At 73.7% G+C, this 14,553-nt stretch carries 14 protein-coding genes; 7 read left to right on the top strand and 7 right to left on the bottom strand.

Annotated elements, in window-relative coordinates:
* Positions 1–18 precede the first annotated feature (18 nt).
* The 5 genes from JOD48_RS06445 to JOD48_RS06465 all read right to left on the bottom strand — a co-directional run bounded on the left by JOD48_RS06445 (position 19) and on the right by JOD48_RS06465 (position 5,807).
* A complete protein-coding gene (locus JOD48_RS06445; RefSeq protein WP_204808134.1) occupies positions 19–1,026 on the bottom strand; it encodes a hypothetical protein in 1,008 nt (335 codons plus the stop codon).
* 117 nt (positions 1,027–1,143) lie between these two features.
* Positions 1,144–2,343 (bottom strand): ABC transporter permease, encoded by a 1,200-nt coding sequence (locus JOD48_RS06450; RefSeq protein ID WP_191789396.1) that lies wholly within the window; start codon positions 2,341–2,343, stop codon positions 1,144–1,146.
* Positions 2,340–3,227 (bottom strand): ABC transporter ATP-binding protein, encoded by an 888-nt coding sequence (locus JOD48_RS06455; protein ID WP_191789395.1) that lies wholly within the window; start codon positions 3,225–3,227, stop codon positions 2,340–2,342. Before JOD48_RS06455 ends, JOD48_RS06450 begins: the two co-directional genes overlap by 4 nt.
* Positions 3,224–4,249, bottom strand: a complete 1,026-nt coding sequence (locus JOD48_RS06460) for an efflux RND transporter periplasmic adaptor subunit (RefSeq protein WP_204808135.1) — start codon at positions 4,247–4,249, stop codon at positions 3,224–3,226. Before JOD48_RS06460 ends, JOD48_RS06455 begins: the two co-directional genes overlap by 4 nt.
* Before the next feature lie 364 nt (positions 4,250–4,613).
* Complete coding sequence (locus JOD48_RS06465; protein ID WP_204808137.1) at positions 4,614–5,807, bottom strand: Mrp/NBP35 family ATP-binding protein; 1,194 nt, start codon at positions 5,805–5,807, stop codon at positions 4,614–4,616.
* A 35-nt stretch (positions 5,808–5,842) separates the two neighbouring features.
* Here JOD48_RS06465 and JOD48_RS06470 point away from each other — a divergent pair, with 35 nt between their 5' ends.
* On the top strand, positions 5,843–6,640 hold the full coding sequence (locus JOD48_RS06470) for a maleylpyruvate isomerase N-terminal domain-containing protein (protein ID WP_204808139.1): 798 nt from the start codon (positions 5,843–5,845) through the stop codon (positions 6,638–6,640).
* A gap of 64 nt (positions 6,641–6,704) precedes the next feature.
* On the opposite strand, the gene JOD48_RS06475 is transcribed toward JOD48_RS06470, so the two are convergent.
* Positions 6,705–7,367: a DUF1003 domain-containing protein gene (locus tag JOD48_RS06475; protein ID WP_204808141.1), complete on the bottom strand. Its 663-nt coding sequence runs from the start codon at positions 7,365–7,367 to the stop codon at positions 6,705–6,707.
* Entirely contained in the window at positions 7,360–8,682 is a 1,323-nt protein-coding gene (locus tag JOD48_RS06480; protein WP_138825306.1) for a magnesium transporter MgtE N-terminal domain-containing protein, read from the bottom strand. The genes JOD48_RS06475 and JOD48_RS06480 overlap by 8 nt, the downstream gene beginning before the upstream one ends.
* A gap of 251 nt (positions 8,683–8,933) precedes the next feature.
* Between JOD48_RS06480 and JOD48_RS06485 the strand changes: the two genes are divergently transcribed.
* From JOD48_RS06485 to JOD48_RS06510, 6 genes are all read left to right on the top strand, one after another.
* Positions 8,934–9,833, top strand: coding sequence for a DeoR/GlpR family DNA-binding transcription regulator (locus JOD48_RS06485; RefSeq protein WP_191789389.1), 900 nt, complete (start codon positions 8,934–8,936; stop codon positions 9,831–9,833).
* Between the two features lie 59 nt (positions 9,834–9,892).
* Positions 9,893–10,789 (top strand): SIS domain-containing protein, encoded by an 897-nt coding sequence (locus tag JOD48_RS06490; RefSeq protein ID WP_204808143.1) that lies wholly within the window; start codon positions 9,893–9,895, stop codon positions 10,787–10,789.
* Positions 10,786–11,805 carry an ROK family protein gene (locus tag JOD48_RS06495; RefSeq protein ID WP_204808145.1) on the top strand — a complete coding sequence of 340 codons (1,020 nt, stop codon included), beginning with the start codon at positions 10,786–10,788 and terminating at the stop codon, positions 11,803–11,805. Before JOD48_RS06490 ends, JOD48_RS06495 begins: the two co-directional genes overlap by 4 nt.
* Positions 11,802–12,779: a 1-phosphofructokinase family hexose kinase gene (locus tag JOD48_RS06500; RefSeq protein WP_191789386.1), complete on the top strand. Its 978-nt coding sequence runs from the start codon at positions 11,802–11,804 to the stop codon at positions 12,777–12,779. Before JOD48_RS06495 ends, JOD48_RS06500 begins: the two co-directional genes overlap by 4 nt.
* Positions 12,780–13,616, top strand: a complete 837-nt coding sequence (locus JOD48_RS06505; RefSeq protein ID WP_191789385.1) for a class II fructose-bisphosphate aldolase — start codon at positions 12,780–12,782, stop codon at positions 13,614–13,616.
* Positions 13,617–13,683: 67 nt separating this feature from the next.
* Entirely contained in the window at positions 13,684–14,553 is an 870-nt protein-coding gene (locus JOD48_RS06510) for a YflT domain-containing protein (RefSeq protein ID WP_191789384.1), read from the top strand.

Raw genomic sequence — 14,553 nt, forward strand, 5'->3', positions numbered from 1 at the left:
ACGTCTCGTCGGACGAGCTCATGGCGCGTCCCAGCCGGAGACCTTCTCGAACTGGGCGACCGCCTGCTCGACGAGCTCCCGGTTCTCGGTGAGGAAGTCCGCCTCGAGGTCGTGGCGGACCGTCTGCTGCTGCGCGTCGTAGTCGATCTCCGTGCGGCACGCGAGGTCCGCGGTCGCGGTCGCCAGCTCTCGCTGCTGCAGCGCGGCGTACGCGGGGTTCTCCAGGGTTGCGCTCTCGAGGGTCGGGAAGTCCGTGGTGAGCTCCGTGACGATCGACTGCAGGGCGTCGTCGGGGTGGCTGAAGCCGACGATCCCGGCGTCGGACATGCAGTCGGCCCACTGCTCGTGGGTGGCCGCGAGCCGCGGGTCGTCGGCGACGCGGACGTCGATCTGCGCCATGGAGGCCTGCAGGGCCTCGAGCTCCGGGGTGAACAGGAACGAGGCGGGGTCGGGGCCGACCTCGTCCTCGGCGATCGCCCGGCACCCTCGGTCCTCGGTGGCGACGCTCTTGCGGACGTCCTCGGTGCCGGTCGCGGGGTCGGCGCCCCACAGGGCCGAGTCGTACGCCGCCTTCTGCGCGGCGGACAGCGCGTCGACGAGGTCCTGCTGCGGGTCTCCCTGCTCCTCGAGCAACCGTTCACCCTCGGTGATCTCCTCGGTGCGACCGGGGGAGTCGGTCACGCCGTAGCCGTACTCGGCGGCGTACTCGGGGGTGCCTTGCTGCGGGGCGCCGTCGAGGTCGGCGACGGTGACGACCGGCAGGTCGGGAACGTAGTCGAACCCCTGGGCCTTCATGCAGTCCGCGATGGCGTCCTCGTGCCTCGCCACCCAGTCGATCTGGGAATTCTCCTCGAGGAAGGTGTCGAACCTCGCGAACAGCGTCAGGTCGAGAGGCGACTGCTCGCTCTCCGGTGCCGTGCATGCCGCGAGCGACAGTCCGGCGAGGAGCGCGAGGACCGGGGCCCTCGCGGGCGCTGGCCGGGCGCGCCCGGGCCCGGACGGCCGGGTGGATGACGGTAGGTTCATGCGGTGCCCCCCCTAGGACATGCGTGTCGACACTGCGCGCGGCCTCGACCGCGGTGGTTCGTCGGGCTCTGGGAGGGCGTGCGCTGCTGTGCGGCACGCCCTCCCACGAGCGTCGGGTCAGTAGCGGATGGCGTCGATCACCTTGACCCGGACCGCGACGAGCGCGGGGATCAGACCGGCGAGAGCGCCCACGCTGACTGCCGCGACCATGCCGGTCACGGCGGCGGAGACCGGGAAGCCCGGCTGGTCCTGGACGGGCGAGCCCATCATGGTGTCGAGCGGGACGTTGTGCAGGATCACGATCGCGAGCGAGACCCCGACGACCCCGGCCACGACGGTCGCGACGACGCTCTCCATGAGCACCGAGAAGAAGACCCGACCGGAGGACGCCCCGAAGCTGCGGCGGATGCCGATCTCGCGGATCCGGTAGCGCACGGTGACGAGCGCGATGTTGACGAGGCCGAGGCCGCCCAGCAGGAGCGCGACCGCGCTCACGCCCAGGATGACCCACTTGGTGGCCCCGTCGATCATGTTCATCTCCGGGCTGTCCATGCGGGACACGTCGACCTGCGCCCCGGCGATGGCACCGGACAGGTCACGGCGGACCGCGTGGGTGAGCGCGTCGACGGTGTCGGTCGGGACCCAGAGCTCGAGCATCGGCGGCCCCGCGTTCATGAGCGACTCGGGGGTGCTCCACCGCAGCTTGGACTCGACGAGCATGTACGCGCTCGGCGACTCGCCCGGCCAGGTGTTGGCGTAGGAGCCGATGATCGTCGCCTCGACCGGGTTCTCTCCGCCGATCGTGATCGTCGGATGGTCCTCGATACGCTGGCCGAGCGCGTCGAGGAACGCCTGGTTGACGACGAGCGCGGGGGAGAGGTTGTCGGCGTCGCTCTCGGTGAACCACCGGCCGCCGTCCACCACGAAGCGGTGCATGGTGGCCCAGTCGGCGCTGACCGCGTTCGTCTGCGTCGGCATGGTCCCGCCGGGGAACCGGAAGGTCGTCTCGGACCACATGACCATGGACGAGTACTCGACCTCGTAGCGGGCCGCGATGTCCTCGTAGGCGGCGACGTACTCCTCGACGCCCGGGATCTCCTGACCCGTCGGGTACGCCGAGACGCTGAGGGTCGCCGGGCGGCCGCTCCAGCGTTCGTTGGCCTCGGCCGACACCTGGCGCAGCATGTCGCCCGCCGCCGTGATGGTCGTGATCGCGCAGACCGCGACCGCGACCCCGATGAGCGCGAGCAGCACCCGGAGCTTGTGGACCCGCAGCTCGTCCCACGCCTCGGCCAGGGCACCGAAGAAGCCGGTCACGAGGCCACCACCGAGTCGTCGAAGAGCCCGTCGACGCCGGTGCGGGGACGGGGCGTCCCGGCCGGCTCGGCGCCTGCCGCCGGGGCGGGCGCGACCGGGCCCAGCGTGACGGCGACGTGCTCCGCCTGGTGGTCCTCGCCGTCGGGCACGTGCTCCATGCCGGAGCCCAGGCCGTCGAGGGAGCCCGCGCTGCGCGCTCCGATCGCGATGGGCGTGAGGACCCCCTCGGCGAGCCGGAAGTGGCGCTTGGCGCGCGAGGCGACCGCGAGGTCGTGCGTGATGGCGATCAGGGCGGACCCGTTCTCCTGGGCGATCGTGTCGAGCAGGTCCATGACCTCGCCGCCCGTGTCGACGTCGAGAGCGCCCGTGGGCTCGTCGGCGAGGATCACGCGCGGACCACGGACCAGCGCACGGGCGATCGCGACGCGCTGCTGCTCGCCGCCCGAGAGCTTCTCCGGCATGGTGTCGAGGCGGTCGCCGAGGCCGACGCGCTCGAGCATCTCCGCCGCGAGGCGCTTGCGGGCCCAGAACTGCTTGCCCTGGGCGTAGAGCAGCGGAGCGGCGACGTTCTCGAGGGCCGTGCGTGCCTGGAGCAGGTTGAACTGCTGGAACACGAAGCCGAAGTCCGCGCCGCGCCGGCGCGCGCGCACCCGCCCCGAGAGGCGGCCGATGGGCACGCCGTCGAGCAGGAAGTCGCCCGCCGTGGGCGTGTCGAGCAGCCCCAGGATGTTGAGCAGCGTGGACTTGCCGGTCCCCGACCGGCCGACGATCGAGACGTGCTCGCCCGCGTCGACCGTGAGGTCGATCCCGCGCAGGATCTCCAGGATCCGGTCGTCGGGGAGGCGGACCGACCGGGTCACGCCGTGCAGCTCGAGCAGGCTCATCCGGCCGAGCCCCCGTACGTCGTCATGCCCTCGTCGACCGGGGCGACGTCCTGGCCAGGAACGAACTGGAGCACGAGGTCGCCCTCGGCGACGCCCTCGACGATCTGCACCTGGGTGCCGTCGGTGATGCCGAGCTTCACGGCCGTCTCGACGGGCTCGCCGCCCTCCTCGCCCGCGAGCCAGACGTTGCCCGTCTCGACCGATCCCTGGACCGCGGTGATGGGGACGAGCAGCGCGTCCTCGGCCGAGCCGGCGGTGACCTCGAGCTTGGCCGCGAGGCCGGCGAAGACCGTGACGCCCGCAGGGACGGCACACGTGATCGACGCGGAAGGCGTCGCACCGGGCTCGGCGCCCGTCGGGTCCGGGTTCTCCGCAGGAGCCGCGGCGGCCGTGCCCATGCGCAGTCCGGTGCACGTGAAGGGCGCAGGCCCGCCGGTGACCGTCACGGTCGCCTCGGTGGGGATGGTCAGGAGCCGGAACTGCTGCTCCGGGAGCATCGAGGCGGACACCGACAGCGTGCCGGGGGAGACCGTCGCGAACGTGTCGCCGACCGCGACCTCCTGGTCCTTGATCGCGGTGAAGGTCGCGACCGAGCCGGGCGTCGTGGCCTTCATGGTGCTCTTGGTGACCTTGGGCTTGCGCTCGGTCACCGTCTCCTCGCCCGTCTCCTTGTTCGTCGTGACGAGTGGCTCCTGCGGCGTCTCGAGGGTGACTTCCAGCAGCGGGGCGCCGACCGCGACGACGTCGCCGACCTTGGCGTGCACCGCCGTGACCTTGCCGAGCTGGGTGACCTTCTCCGTGCTCGCCGGGTCCGCGACGACCTGGCCCGTGAGGGTCACGGTGTTGGTGATGGGTCCCTTGGCCACGGCCACCTGCGGCAGCGTGACGACGGCGGAGGGGGACTCGGTGTCGCCCTCGGCCTGCGGGGCGGACTTGAAGGCGATCACGACGAGGGTGACGGCGATCACCGCCCAGATCACGATGCGAAGGGCTGGGAAGATGATCCGGCGGGTGACGCCCACGGCAGGTCTCCAGGTGAATCCGATGAGCAGGAAGCTCAAGGTCTTGGCATGCTCCGGGAAGCCTAGGGGGGCCGATTCGGCCCGCGTATCCACCTCAGGTATGAGATGTCTGCGCAGAAGATCACGATCAGGTGTGGTTCCTGCCGTGATGCGTTGTCGATGCCCCCCTGGGCGACCGGCGCTGGTCACGCTTCTGACGAACGATGTGGGCACCCTACACCCGGGACAGGTGTGCCAGGTCACACGGGTGGTTCGGACCGCGCTGACGTCCGCGCGCGTCGTCGAGCGCGGGCGTGAGACACGGCGAAGGCCCGCCCCCGGGGGAGACGGGCCTTCGCGACGTTCGGGCGGTGGAGGGGCGGGGTCAGACGGGAGAGAGACCCAGCCGTCGACCCGCGAGGCCGCGGCTGCGGGCGGCCAGGTTGCGCGCGACGCCGCGCAGGGCGACGGCCGCAGGGGAGTCGGGGTCCGAGAGCGTCACGGGGGTGCCGTCGTCCCCGGCCTCGCGCAGCGACATGTCCAGGGGGACCTGCCCGAGCAGCTCGACCGGTCCGCCCGTCGCGGCCGTGAGGTTCGCCGCGACCTTCGCCCCGCCGCCGGCCCCGAACAGCTCGAGCCGTGACCCGTCCGGCTGCTCGAGCCACGACATGTTCTCGACGACGCCCACGATCCCCTGCTGGGTCTGTGTCGCGATCGATCCCGCACGCTCCGCGACCTCGGCGGCCGCGACCTGCGGGGTCGTCACGACGAGGATCTCGCTGGTCGGCAGGAGCTGCGCGACCGAGATCGCGATGTCGCCCGTGCCGGGCGGCAGGTCGAGGAGCAGGACGTCGAGGTCGCCCCAGTACACGTCCGCGAGGAACTGCTGGAGCGCCCGGTGGAGCATGGGGCCGCGCCAGATCACGGGCTGTCCCTGCGGCACGAACATGCCGATCGAGACGACCTTGACCCCGTGGGCGACGGGCGGCAGGAGCATGTTGTCGACGCGTGTGGGCTGGCGGTCCACACCGAGCATGCGGGGGATCGAGAAGCCGTAGATGTCGGCGTCGACGACCCCCACGCTGAGCCCGTCCGCGGCCAGGGCGACCGCGAGGTTCGCGGTCACCGAGGACTTGCCGACGCCACCCTTGCCCGACGCGATCGCGTACACCTTGGTCAGCGAGCCGGGCTTGGCGAAGGGGATCTCGGGCTCGCCCACGCCTCCGCGCAGCATGGTGCGCAGCTCGGTGCGCTGCTCTGCGCTCATGACGCCGAGGTCGACGCTCACCTCGCCCACGCCCGGCACGGTCTGCGCCGCGGCCGTGACGTCCTTGACGAGGGTCGACTTCATGGGGCAGCCCGCCACGGTCAGGTCGACGCCGACGACGACGCGCGCGCCGCCTGCCGCAGTGCCGTCCCCGGGCGCGGCGCCCTCGGCGCCCCCCGTCACCTCGACCGACCGGACCATCCCGAGCTCGGTGATGGGGCGCCGGATCTCCGGGTCCATCACCTGGGTCAGAGCCGTCCGGACGAGATCCTCGAGAACGTCGGTCGTGGGTGTTGCAGAGCCGCCAGCCATGGCCCCATCCTAAGCGGGCCCGCTAGCGTTCGAGGATGGACGCCCTGGCCTCGATCGCGCGCGACTCGGCTCTCTTCCTCGACGCGGTGCGCGCCGCGCCGCCAGGGGCGCGGGTCCCGGCCTGCCCGGAGTGGGGCGCCGCGGACCTGACGTACCACCTGGCCGAGGTGCAGTCCTTCTGGAGCGCCGTCGTCGGGCCTGCGGCGGGCGAGGGCCTCGACGCCGACGACGTCGCTCCCCTCGCGCGTCCGGCGCACGACGCGGCGCTGCCCGACCTCGCCGCGACCGCCACCGCGCGCCTGCTCGCGGCCCTCACGGGCCGCGACCCGTCCGAGCCGTGCTGGTCCTGGCACGACGCGGGGCGCACCGTGGGGTGGGTGTCCCGGCGCCAGGCCCACGAGGCCCTCGTGCACCGGGTCGACGCCGAGCAGACCGCAGGACGCGACGTCACGAGCGCCGACCCGCAGGTCGCGGCCGACGGGGTCGACGAGGTCCTGCGCGTCCTGGTCGACGGGATCCCCGCCTGGGGGACGTTCACGCCCGACGGGAGCACGGTCTCGGTCGCGGTCGACGGGCCGGGGGAGACGCCGCGGTCGTGGGAGCTCGCGTTCGGGCGGCTCACGGGGGTCGGCCCCGAGTCGGGCACGGCGTACGACCTCGACTCGGCGCAGCTCGTGGACCTGCCCGGGTCCACGACGGCCCAGGTCTCGGGCCCGGCGTGGGCGCTGGACCTGTGGCTGTGGGGCCGGGCCGACCGGCAGGGGCTGACGGTCCACGGCGACCCCGCGCTCGTGGACCGGCTGCGCGCCGTCGCGAACGAGGGGATGCAGTAGCCACCGCCTGACCGCGCGAGGCCCTGGAGCGGGCCCGGACCGCCCCGGACCGCTCGGACCCGCCCTACTGCTCGGTCGTGGCGTCCGGCCCGCGGCGTCCCGTGGTCGCGCGGCGCCCGTCGCGGTTCGCGCCGCGGCCGGACGTCGAACGTGGTAGCGGGGAGTCGAGCCCGCCCCGGCCGGACGTGCCCGTCGAGCCCGCAGAGCCTGTCGTCGAGCGGCCGACGTCGGCGGCCTCCGCGGCGCGCTCCGACTCCTTCTCGTCGAGCTCCTCGAGCAGGTTGCGGATCTCGGAGCGCACGAAGTCACGTGTCGCGACCTCGTTGAGCGCGATGCGCAGCGCGGCCATCTCCCGCGCGAGGTACTCGGTGTCGGCGAGGTTGCGCTCGCCGCGCTGGCGGTCCTGCTCTGCGCTCACGCGGTCGCGGTCCGTCTGGCGGTTCTGCGCCAGCAGGATGAGGGGGGCCGAGTACGACGCCTGGAGCGAGAGCATGAGCGTCAGGGCCGTGAAGCCCAGGGCCGCGGAGTCGAAGCGCAGCGACTCGGGTCCCCACGTGTTGAAGCCCAGCCACAGGAGGCAGAACACGGTCATGTAGAGCAGGAACCGCGGGGTGCCCATGAACCGGGCGATGCCCTCGGAGATCTTGCCGAACGCGTCCTGCTCGACGCGGACGCGCGGCAGGAGGGTGCGGCGCGCGGCCTTGGGCGTGTCGAGGCGCTCAGCCACGGAGACCTCCTCGGCGGATCGGGAAGGCGGAGGACGCGGGAGTCTGCGTGCCGAGGCTCGTCTCGTCCGCGTCGTCGTCCGTCTCGCGCCAGTCGTCGGGCAGCATGTGGTCGAGCACGTCGTCGACGCTGATGGCGCCCAGCAGGCGCTTCTCGTCGTCGAGAACGGGCAGGGCCAGCAGGTCGTACGCCGCGAGCAGGCGCGTGACGCGCCCGAGCGGCGCGTCGGGGCGCACCCACTCGATGTCGGAGTCGAGCACCGACCCGACCGACACGTGCGGGGGCTCGCGCAGGAGCTTCTGGAAGTGCACGACGCCCAGGAAGCGCCCGGTGGGCGTCTCGAGCGGGGGGCGCACGACGAACACGAGCGCGGCGAGCGCGGGCGGCAGGTCCTGCCGGCGGATCTGCGCGAGGGCCGTGGCGATCGTGGTCTCGGGTCCGAGGACCACGGGCTCGGTCGTCATGAGACCGCCCGCGGTGTCCTCGTCGTACGCGAGGAGCCGGCGCACGTCGCGCGCCTCCTCGGGCTCCATGAGCTCGAGGAGCTCGGCCGCCTGCTCCTGGGGGAGCTCGTGCAGGAGGTCGGCGGCGTCGTCGGGCTGCATGGCCTCCAGGACGTCGGCCGCACGGTCGGTGTCGAGGCCCGAGAGGATCGCGACCTGGTCGTCCTCGGGGAGCTCCTCGAGGACGTCGGCGAGGCGCTCGTTGTCGAGGGCCGTGGCGACCTCGAGGCGGCGCGTGTCGCCGAGGTCGTGCAGGACGTCGGCGAGGTCGGCGGGCTTGAGGTCGTCGTAGGCCGCGAGCAGGCGGGCGGCGCCCTGGGTCTCGGGCGTCCCGGCGAGGCCTGTGACCGCGCCGATCTCGACGACGAACGCGTCGCCGCGCCGCCGGATCCCCAGCGCGTTGGGGGTCGTGTGACGGCGCACGAAGAGCTGGTTGACGAGCCAGTCGCCCGTGCGCTGCTTCTCGATCGAGAGGTCCTCGACGGTCGCGGACCCCGAGCCGTCGACGAACTGCACGGTCCGGTCGAGCAGCTCGCTCACCGCGAGGGTCTCCATGGCGCGCTGCTCGAAGCGGCGCATGTTGACCAGGCCGGTGCTGATGACCTGTCCCGCGTCGATGCTCGTGACGCGGGTCAGGGGCAGGAAGACGCGTCGTCGACCGGGCACCTCGACCACGAGGCCGACGGCGCGCGGGGCCCCCTTGGGGCGGAGGAGGACGACGACGTCACGCACGCGTCCGACCTGGTCACCGAGGGGGTCGAACACCGCCGTACCGGCCAGGCGCGCGACGAAGACGCGGGTAGTTGCACTCACGTCGCAAGACTACGCACCGCGCGGTGCGGTGGCGCCTCGACGGTCCGGCGACCTGGAGGAGAGGAGGTGCCGACCCTGTGCCGACCGTGTGCCGAGCGGCCCGGGCGGTGGCAGCGTGCTGGACGCCCGCCACGATGTCTGCTTGAATCTGACAGGAACGGACCTCAATCCGTCAGAATCAGTCACGCGGGTTCATCAGGTGGTCCGGCTCGCAGCGCAGGCGCCGCAGCCCCCGAGGCAGGGAGAGACGCATGGCACGCCACGAAGACCCGACCGTCGGCGACGCACCAGGCGGGCTCAGCAAGTCCGTCAGGTGGGAACGCATGCTCGCGCTGCTCGCCGACCGGCAGCGGCTGTCCGTGACCGAGGTGTCCGAGCAGTTCGGCATCTCCGAGTCGACGGTGCGCCGCGACTTCGACCAGATGGCCGACCGGCGCCTCGCGCACCGCACCCACGGCGGGGTGGTCGCGGCGTCCGTCGCCTACGGCCTGCCCGGTCGCTACGGCCAGCAGGTCGACGACCGCCAGCTCGTGGCCGAGGCCGCCGCGCGGCTCGTCGCGCAGCGCCACACCGGCCAGCCCGTCGTCGGCTTCAACGGCGGGCGCACCACGACGCTCGTCGCGAAGATGCTCGGCGAGATCTCCGACCAGGCCTCCGAGCAGGCGGCTCGGCACGGCGAGCACGTCTACACGGTCGTCACGAGCGCGCTCAACATCGCGACCGACCTCGTCCTGCGCCCCCAGGTGCGGACCGTGTGCCTGGGCGGGACCGCACGCGCGCAGTCCTACGAGCTCACCGGACCTCTCGCCGTGACGATGGCCCGGAGCCTGTGGCTCGACGTGCTCGTCGTCGGGATGGTCGGCATCGACGAGCACGCCGGGCTCACGTGCGCCGACCCCGACGAGGCCGGTGTCACGACCGCCCTGGTCGAGCACTCGCGCGCCGTGGTCGCCGTCGGGACCTCGGACAAGCTCGGGGTCCGCTCGTTCGCGCAGATCTGCGACCTGTCCGCCGTCACCACGCTCGTCACCGACGCGGGCGCGACCGAGGAGCAGCTCGCCCCCCTGCGGGACGCAGGGGTCGAGGTCGTCGTCGTCCCGACGGCACCTCCCGCCCCTCCCGGCGTCCCGTCCACGACGTCCGCACCATGACGGACTCCGGGCGTGCGCGGTCCGCGCACCCGGTGGCCCCACCAGAAGGGTTCGACACCATGAGCACCTCCCACGTCAGCACCGAGATCGCGAGCCAGCCCGAGGTCTGGCGCGAGGCGGCACGCCTCGCGGCCGAGCGCGCGGCGGTCCTCCCGCAGCCGGGCGAGCGCGTCGCGATCGTCGGCTGCGGCACGTCCTGGTTCGTCGCGCAGGCCTACGCGGCCCGCCGCGAGGAGCTGGGCCAGGGCGTCACCGACGCGTTCGCGGGCAGCGAGTACCCGGTGGGCCGCGACTACGACCGGGTCGTGGCGATCACGCGCTCCGGGACCACGACCGAGATCCTGCACCTCCTCGACGTGCTCGGCGGCAGGCAGCGCACCCTGGCGATCGTGGGTGACCCGACCTCGCCCGGTGCGGGCGCCGCGGACGACGTGGTCGTGATGCCCTTCGCCGACGAGCAGTCCGTGGTCCAGACCCGGTTCGCGACGGCCGCGCTCACGCTCCTGCGTGCCGGACTCGGCGACGACGTCGAGGCGCTCGCGGCAGCGGCCGAGGACGTCGTGGGATGGCAGGTCCCCGAGGAGGTCCTGGACCGCACCCAGTTCACGTTCCTGGGGCGCGGCATGGCCGTGGGGCTCGCGAACGAGGCGGGGCTCAAGATGCGCGAGGCGTCGCTCGCCTGGGCCGAGGCGTACCCGGCCATGGACTACCGCCACGGTCCCATCAGCATCTCGGACGAGACGAGCGCGGTCATCCTGCTCGGCGCCGAGGTCCCGGGGCTGGTCGAGGACGTCGAGCGCACGGGAGCCCTCGTGGTCCGCTTCGACGAGGACGCTCAGCTCACGCTCGTGCGCTGCCAGCTCCTCGCGGTCGCGAACGCCGAGCGCAAGGGCCTGGACCCCGACGCCCCGCGCCACCTGACGCGCTCGATCATCCTGGAGGACGTCGCATCATGAGGCCCGGGGAGGAGCAGCCCGCCTTCCCCGCCGCCCCGGAGCCCGCGGCGGGGACGGCGGGGCTCCGTCCGGCGGTGATCGCGCTCGACGTCGGCGGGACGGACATCAAGTCGGCGCTGGTCGCGCGCGGTGCGAGCCCGGGCGAACCTGACGAGATCCTCCTCGAGCGCGTGGCACCCACGCGTGCCGCGCAGGGGCCCGAGGCCTCGGTCGCCGCGGTCCTGGCGGCGGTCGAGGCGCTGCGTGCCGAGGTCCCGGCGGGCTACCACGTGCGGGGCGTGGGCCTCGCGGTGCCCGGCGTCGTCGACGAGGACGCCGGCGTCGTGCTGAACGCGGAGAACCTCGACTGGGTGGACCTGCCGCTGCGGCAGGTCGTCGCGGACGCGACGGGACTGCCCGTGGGGTTCGGCCACGACGTGCGTGCGGGCGGCCTCGCGGAGGCCCGTCTCGGCGCGGGCCGCGGCGAGCCCGACCACGCGTACGTGTCGGTCGGTACGGGCATCGCCGCGGCGATCGTGCTGCGCGGCGAGGTCTACGCCGGGCGCGGCTTCGCGGGCGAGCTGGGCCACGGGGGAGTGCGCGGCGGGACGCCGTGCCCCTGCGGCGGCAGCGGGTGCGCCGAGACCTACGCGTCGGCCGCGGGCATGGCGCGCAGCTACCGGGAGCGCACGGGCGCCTCTGCTCTCGAGGTGCCCGGCTCGGCCGAGGTCCTGGCCCGGGCGACGGCGGGCGACGCCGTGGCCCGCGAGGTGTGGGACCGCGCGGTCGACCGGCTCGGCGAGCTCGTCGCCGCGATGGTCCGCGTCCTGGCCCTCCCGGTCGTCGTGGTCGGCGGTGGGCTCGTGCGCGCGGGCGACGACCTCATGGTCCCCCTCGACGCCGCGGTGCGGTCCTACCTGACCATCCACCCGGCCCCGCGACTGGTCCCGGCCGTGCTGGGCTCGGCCGCCGGCACGTACGGCGCGACGGTCCTCGCGTGGGACGCGGTGGCCACGAACGACCTGGAGCCGATGTGAGCGGCGACCAGCAGGTCCGGGTCCTGTGCCTCACACCGAACCCGGCCTGGGACGTGACCTACGGCGTCGACCGCCTGGACCCGGGCGAGGCGCTGCGCGTCCGTTCGGTCGCGGCCCGTGCGGGCGGCAAGGGCGTCAACGTCGCCCGCGTCGTGCGGGCGCTGGGCGGCGACTCGGTCGCGGTCGCCCCCGTGGGCGGGCTCCTCGGGCCTGCGTTCGCGGCGGACCTCGAGGCCGCGGGACAGCCCGCGTCGCTCGTGCCCGTCGCGGGGGCGCTGCGGCAGGCGGTCGCGGTGGTCCCGGAGCACGCGGGGCCCGACGACGGCGGTCACCCCACGGTGCTCAACGAACCCGGGGCGCCGCTCACCGCGCAGGAGTGGGCGCTGTTCGTGCGCACCGCGGTCGGGCTCGTGGGGGACGGGACGGTCGTCACGATCTCCGGCTCGCTGCCCGCGGGCACGACGCAGGACAGGTTCACCGACCTGGTGCGGTCGCTGCGCGCGGCCGGCTGCCCGGTCCACGTGGACGCCTCGGGACCGGGCCTGCTGTGGGCCGCACGGGCGGGCGCCGACCTCCTCAAGCCCAACCGGGCCGAGCTCGCGGAGGCGACCGGTGAGACCGGCCTCGCCGAGGGCGTGGCCGCGCTGCAAGGGCTGGGGGCGCGCGACGTCGTCGTGACCGACGGCGAGAAGGGCCTCGCGGCGTTCGAGCCCGGGTCCACGACCCCGGCGGCCCGCGCACGGCTCGACGTCCCCGTGCAGGGCAACCCGACGGGCGCGGGCGACGCGGCCATGGCGGCGCTCGCGGTGAGCGCCGGGAGGCCCTGGGCCGAGCGACTGGCCCTGACCGTCGCCACGTCGGCCGCAGCCGTGCTGCAGCCGGTCGCGGGCGAGGTCGACCCCCAGGACGTGCGCCGCCTCGGCGCGCGCGTCCTCGCCGAGAACCTGATCGACACCAGAACCACGGAGGACTGAATGCCGCTCGTCACCGCCCACCAGCTCGTCGACCGGGCCCGCGCCGAGAGCCGCGGGGTCGGAGCCTTCAACGTGATCCAGGTCGAGCACGCCGAGGCCTTCGTCGCCGCGGCCGCCCGCGCGGGCACGGGCGTCGTCCTGCAGATCAGCCAGAACGCCGCGAAGTACCACGGCGGACTCGAGCCGATCGCCCTCGCGACGCTCGCGATCGCCCGCGCGTCGAGCGCACCCGTCGTGGTCCACCTGGACCACGCCGAGGACCGTGCCCTCGTGAGCGAGGCCGTCCGTCTGGGGTTCACCTCGGTCATGTACGACGGGTCCGCGCTCGACTACGAGCAGAACGTCGAGGCCACGGCCGACGTCGTGCGCGAGGCGCACGCCCGCGGGGTCTTCGTCGAGGCCGAGCTCGGGAAGGTCGGGGGCAAGGACGGCGTGCACGCCCCCGGGGTGCGCACCGATCCTGCGGAGGCCGTCGCGTTCGTCGCGGCGACCGGGGTCGACGCGCTCGCGGTCGCGGTCGGCTCGTCGCACGCCATGACGGACCGGACGGCGTCGCTCGACTTCGAGCGGATCGCCGAGCTGCGCGCCGCCGTCCCCGTCCCCCTGGTGCTGCACGGCTCGTCGGGGGTCGCCGACCACGACCTGACGCGCGCGGTCAAGGAGGGCATGACGAAGATCAACGTCTCGACGCACCTCAACAACACGCTCACGCGGGCGCTGCGGGCCTACCTCGACGAGCACCCGACCGTCGTCGACCCCCGCAAGTACCTGGGTGCGGGCCGCGACGCGATGCGGGACGAGGTCGTACGCCTGCTGGCCGTGCTCGACGCGGTCTGAGCACTCCGGCCGTCCCCCCAGAGCGAACCCCCTCGCCTCACGCCCACATGTACGGGAGACTGGGCAGATGAGCATGACTCGTCCCAATTCCGCGCCCAAGGTCCCGACGCCGCCGAGCGGGGAGCAGATCGCGTCCTACGCGACCTACCTCGAGGCGCAGAAGGCCGTCGACTACCTCTCCGACAACAAGTTCGCCGTCGAGTACGTGACCATCGTCGGCACCGACCTGCGCATGGTCGAGCGGGTCATGGGCCGCCTCACGTACGGGCGGGTGGCGCTCGCGGGCCTCGCGTCCGGTGCGTGGTTCGGCCTGTTCGTTGGTCTGCTGCTGTACATGTTCAACAGCGGGGGCGGGCTGATGCTCGCAGCGATCGGTCTGGGTGCGGGCTTCGGCCTGCTGTTCTCGGTCCTGTCGTACTCGCTCACGGGCGGCAAGCGTGACTTCACGTCGTCGAGCCAGATCGTCGCGTCGTCGTACTCGTTGCTGTGCCTCGCGGAGCGGGCGGGCGACGCGCGTCGCCTCCTGTCCCAGATGCCCGACGGCGCCGCGGCCGTCGCGCGTCAGGTCCCGCCGGTCGCGGGCCAGACGGGACAGCCCGCGCAGCCGGGCCACTGGGGCCAGCCGGGCCAGGCGCCCGGTCAGCACCAGGGGCAGCCCGGTCAGCCGTGGGGTGCGCAGCAGCCGCAGGCGCCCGCTCCGGTCGTGAGCCCGGTCCAGCCGACCGACGCACCGGCCCAGCCCGCGCCGCCGGTCCGGACGCCCGACCCGCGCTGGACCACGCCGTCGGGGGCGCCCCGCTACGGTGCGATGCGCAGCGACGTGACACCGCCCGCCCCGGCCGACGGTGCACCTGTCGAGGGGAAGGGCGCGTCGGCCACCGACGCCCAGGCTGCGGCCGACGGCGCGACCGACGAGACGTCGTCGGGCACGCGCTAG

Origin of the sequence: Oerskovia paurometabola, from assembly GCF_016907365.1 — a bacterium.
GTDB classification, from domain to species: domain Bacteria; phylum Actinomycetota; class Actinomycetes; order Actinomycetales; family Cellulomonadaceae; genus Oerskovia; species Oerskovia paurometabola.

What these genes read in the sequence shown, in the direction of transcription:
- JOD48_RS06490 (WP_204808143.1), top strand. Translation starts at nt 9,893, where the DNA reads ATGAGCACCTCCCACGTCAGCACCGAGATCGCGAGCCAGCCCGAGGTC.
- JOD48_RS06505 (WP_191789385.1), top strand. Translation starts at nt 12,780, where the DNA reads ATGCCGCTCGTCACCGCCCACCAGCTCGTCGACCGGGCCCGCGCCGAG.
- JOD48_RS06465 (WP_204808137.1), bottom strand. Translation starts at nt 5,807, where the DNA reads ATGGCTGGCGGCTCTGCAACACCCACGACCGACGTTCTCGAGGATCTC.
- JOD48_RS06455 (WP_191789395.1), bottom strand. Translation starts at nt 3,227, where the DNA reads ATGAGCCTGCTCGAGCTGCACGGCGTGACCCGGTCGGTCCGCCTCCCC.
- JOD48_RS06445 (WP_204808134.1), bottom strand. Translation starts at nt 1,026, where the DNA reads ATGAACCTACCGTCATCCACCCGGCCGTCCGGGCCCGGGCGCGCCCGG.
- JOD48_RS06470 (WP_204808139.1), top strand. Translation starts at nt 5,843, where the DNA reads ATGGACGCCCTGGCCTCGATCGCGCGCGACTCGGCTCTCTTCCTCGAC.
- JOD48_RS06495 (WP_204808145.1), top strand. Translation starts at nt 10,786, where the DNA reads ATGAGGCCCGGGGAGGAGCAGCCCGCCTTCCCCGCCGCCCCGGAGCCC.
- JOD48_RS06485 (WP_191789389.1), top strand. Translation starts at nt 8,934, where the DNA reads ATGGCACGCCACGAAGACCCGACCGTCGGCGACGCACCAGGCGGGCTC.
- JOD48_RS06510 (WP_191789384.1), top strand. Translation starts at nt 13,684, where the DNA reads ATGAGCATGACTCGTCCCAATTCCGCGCCCAAGGTCCCGACGCCGCCG.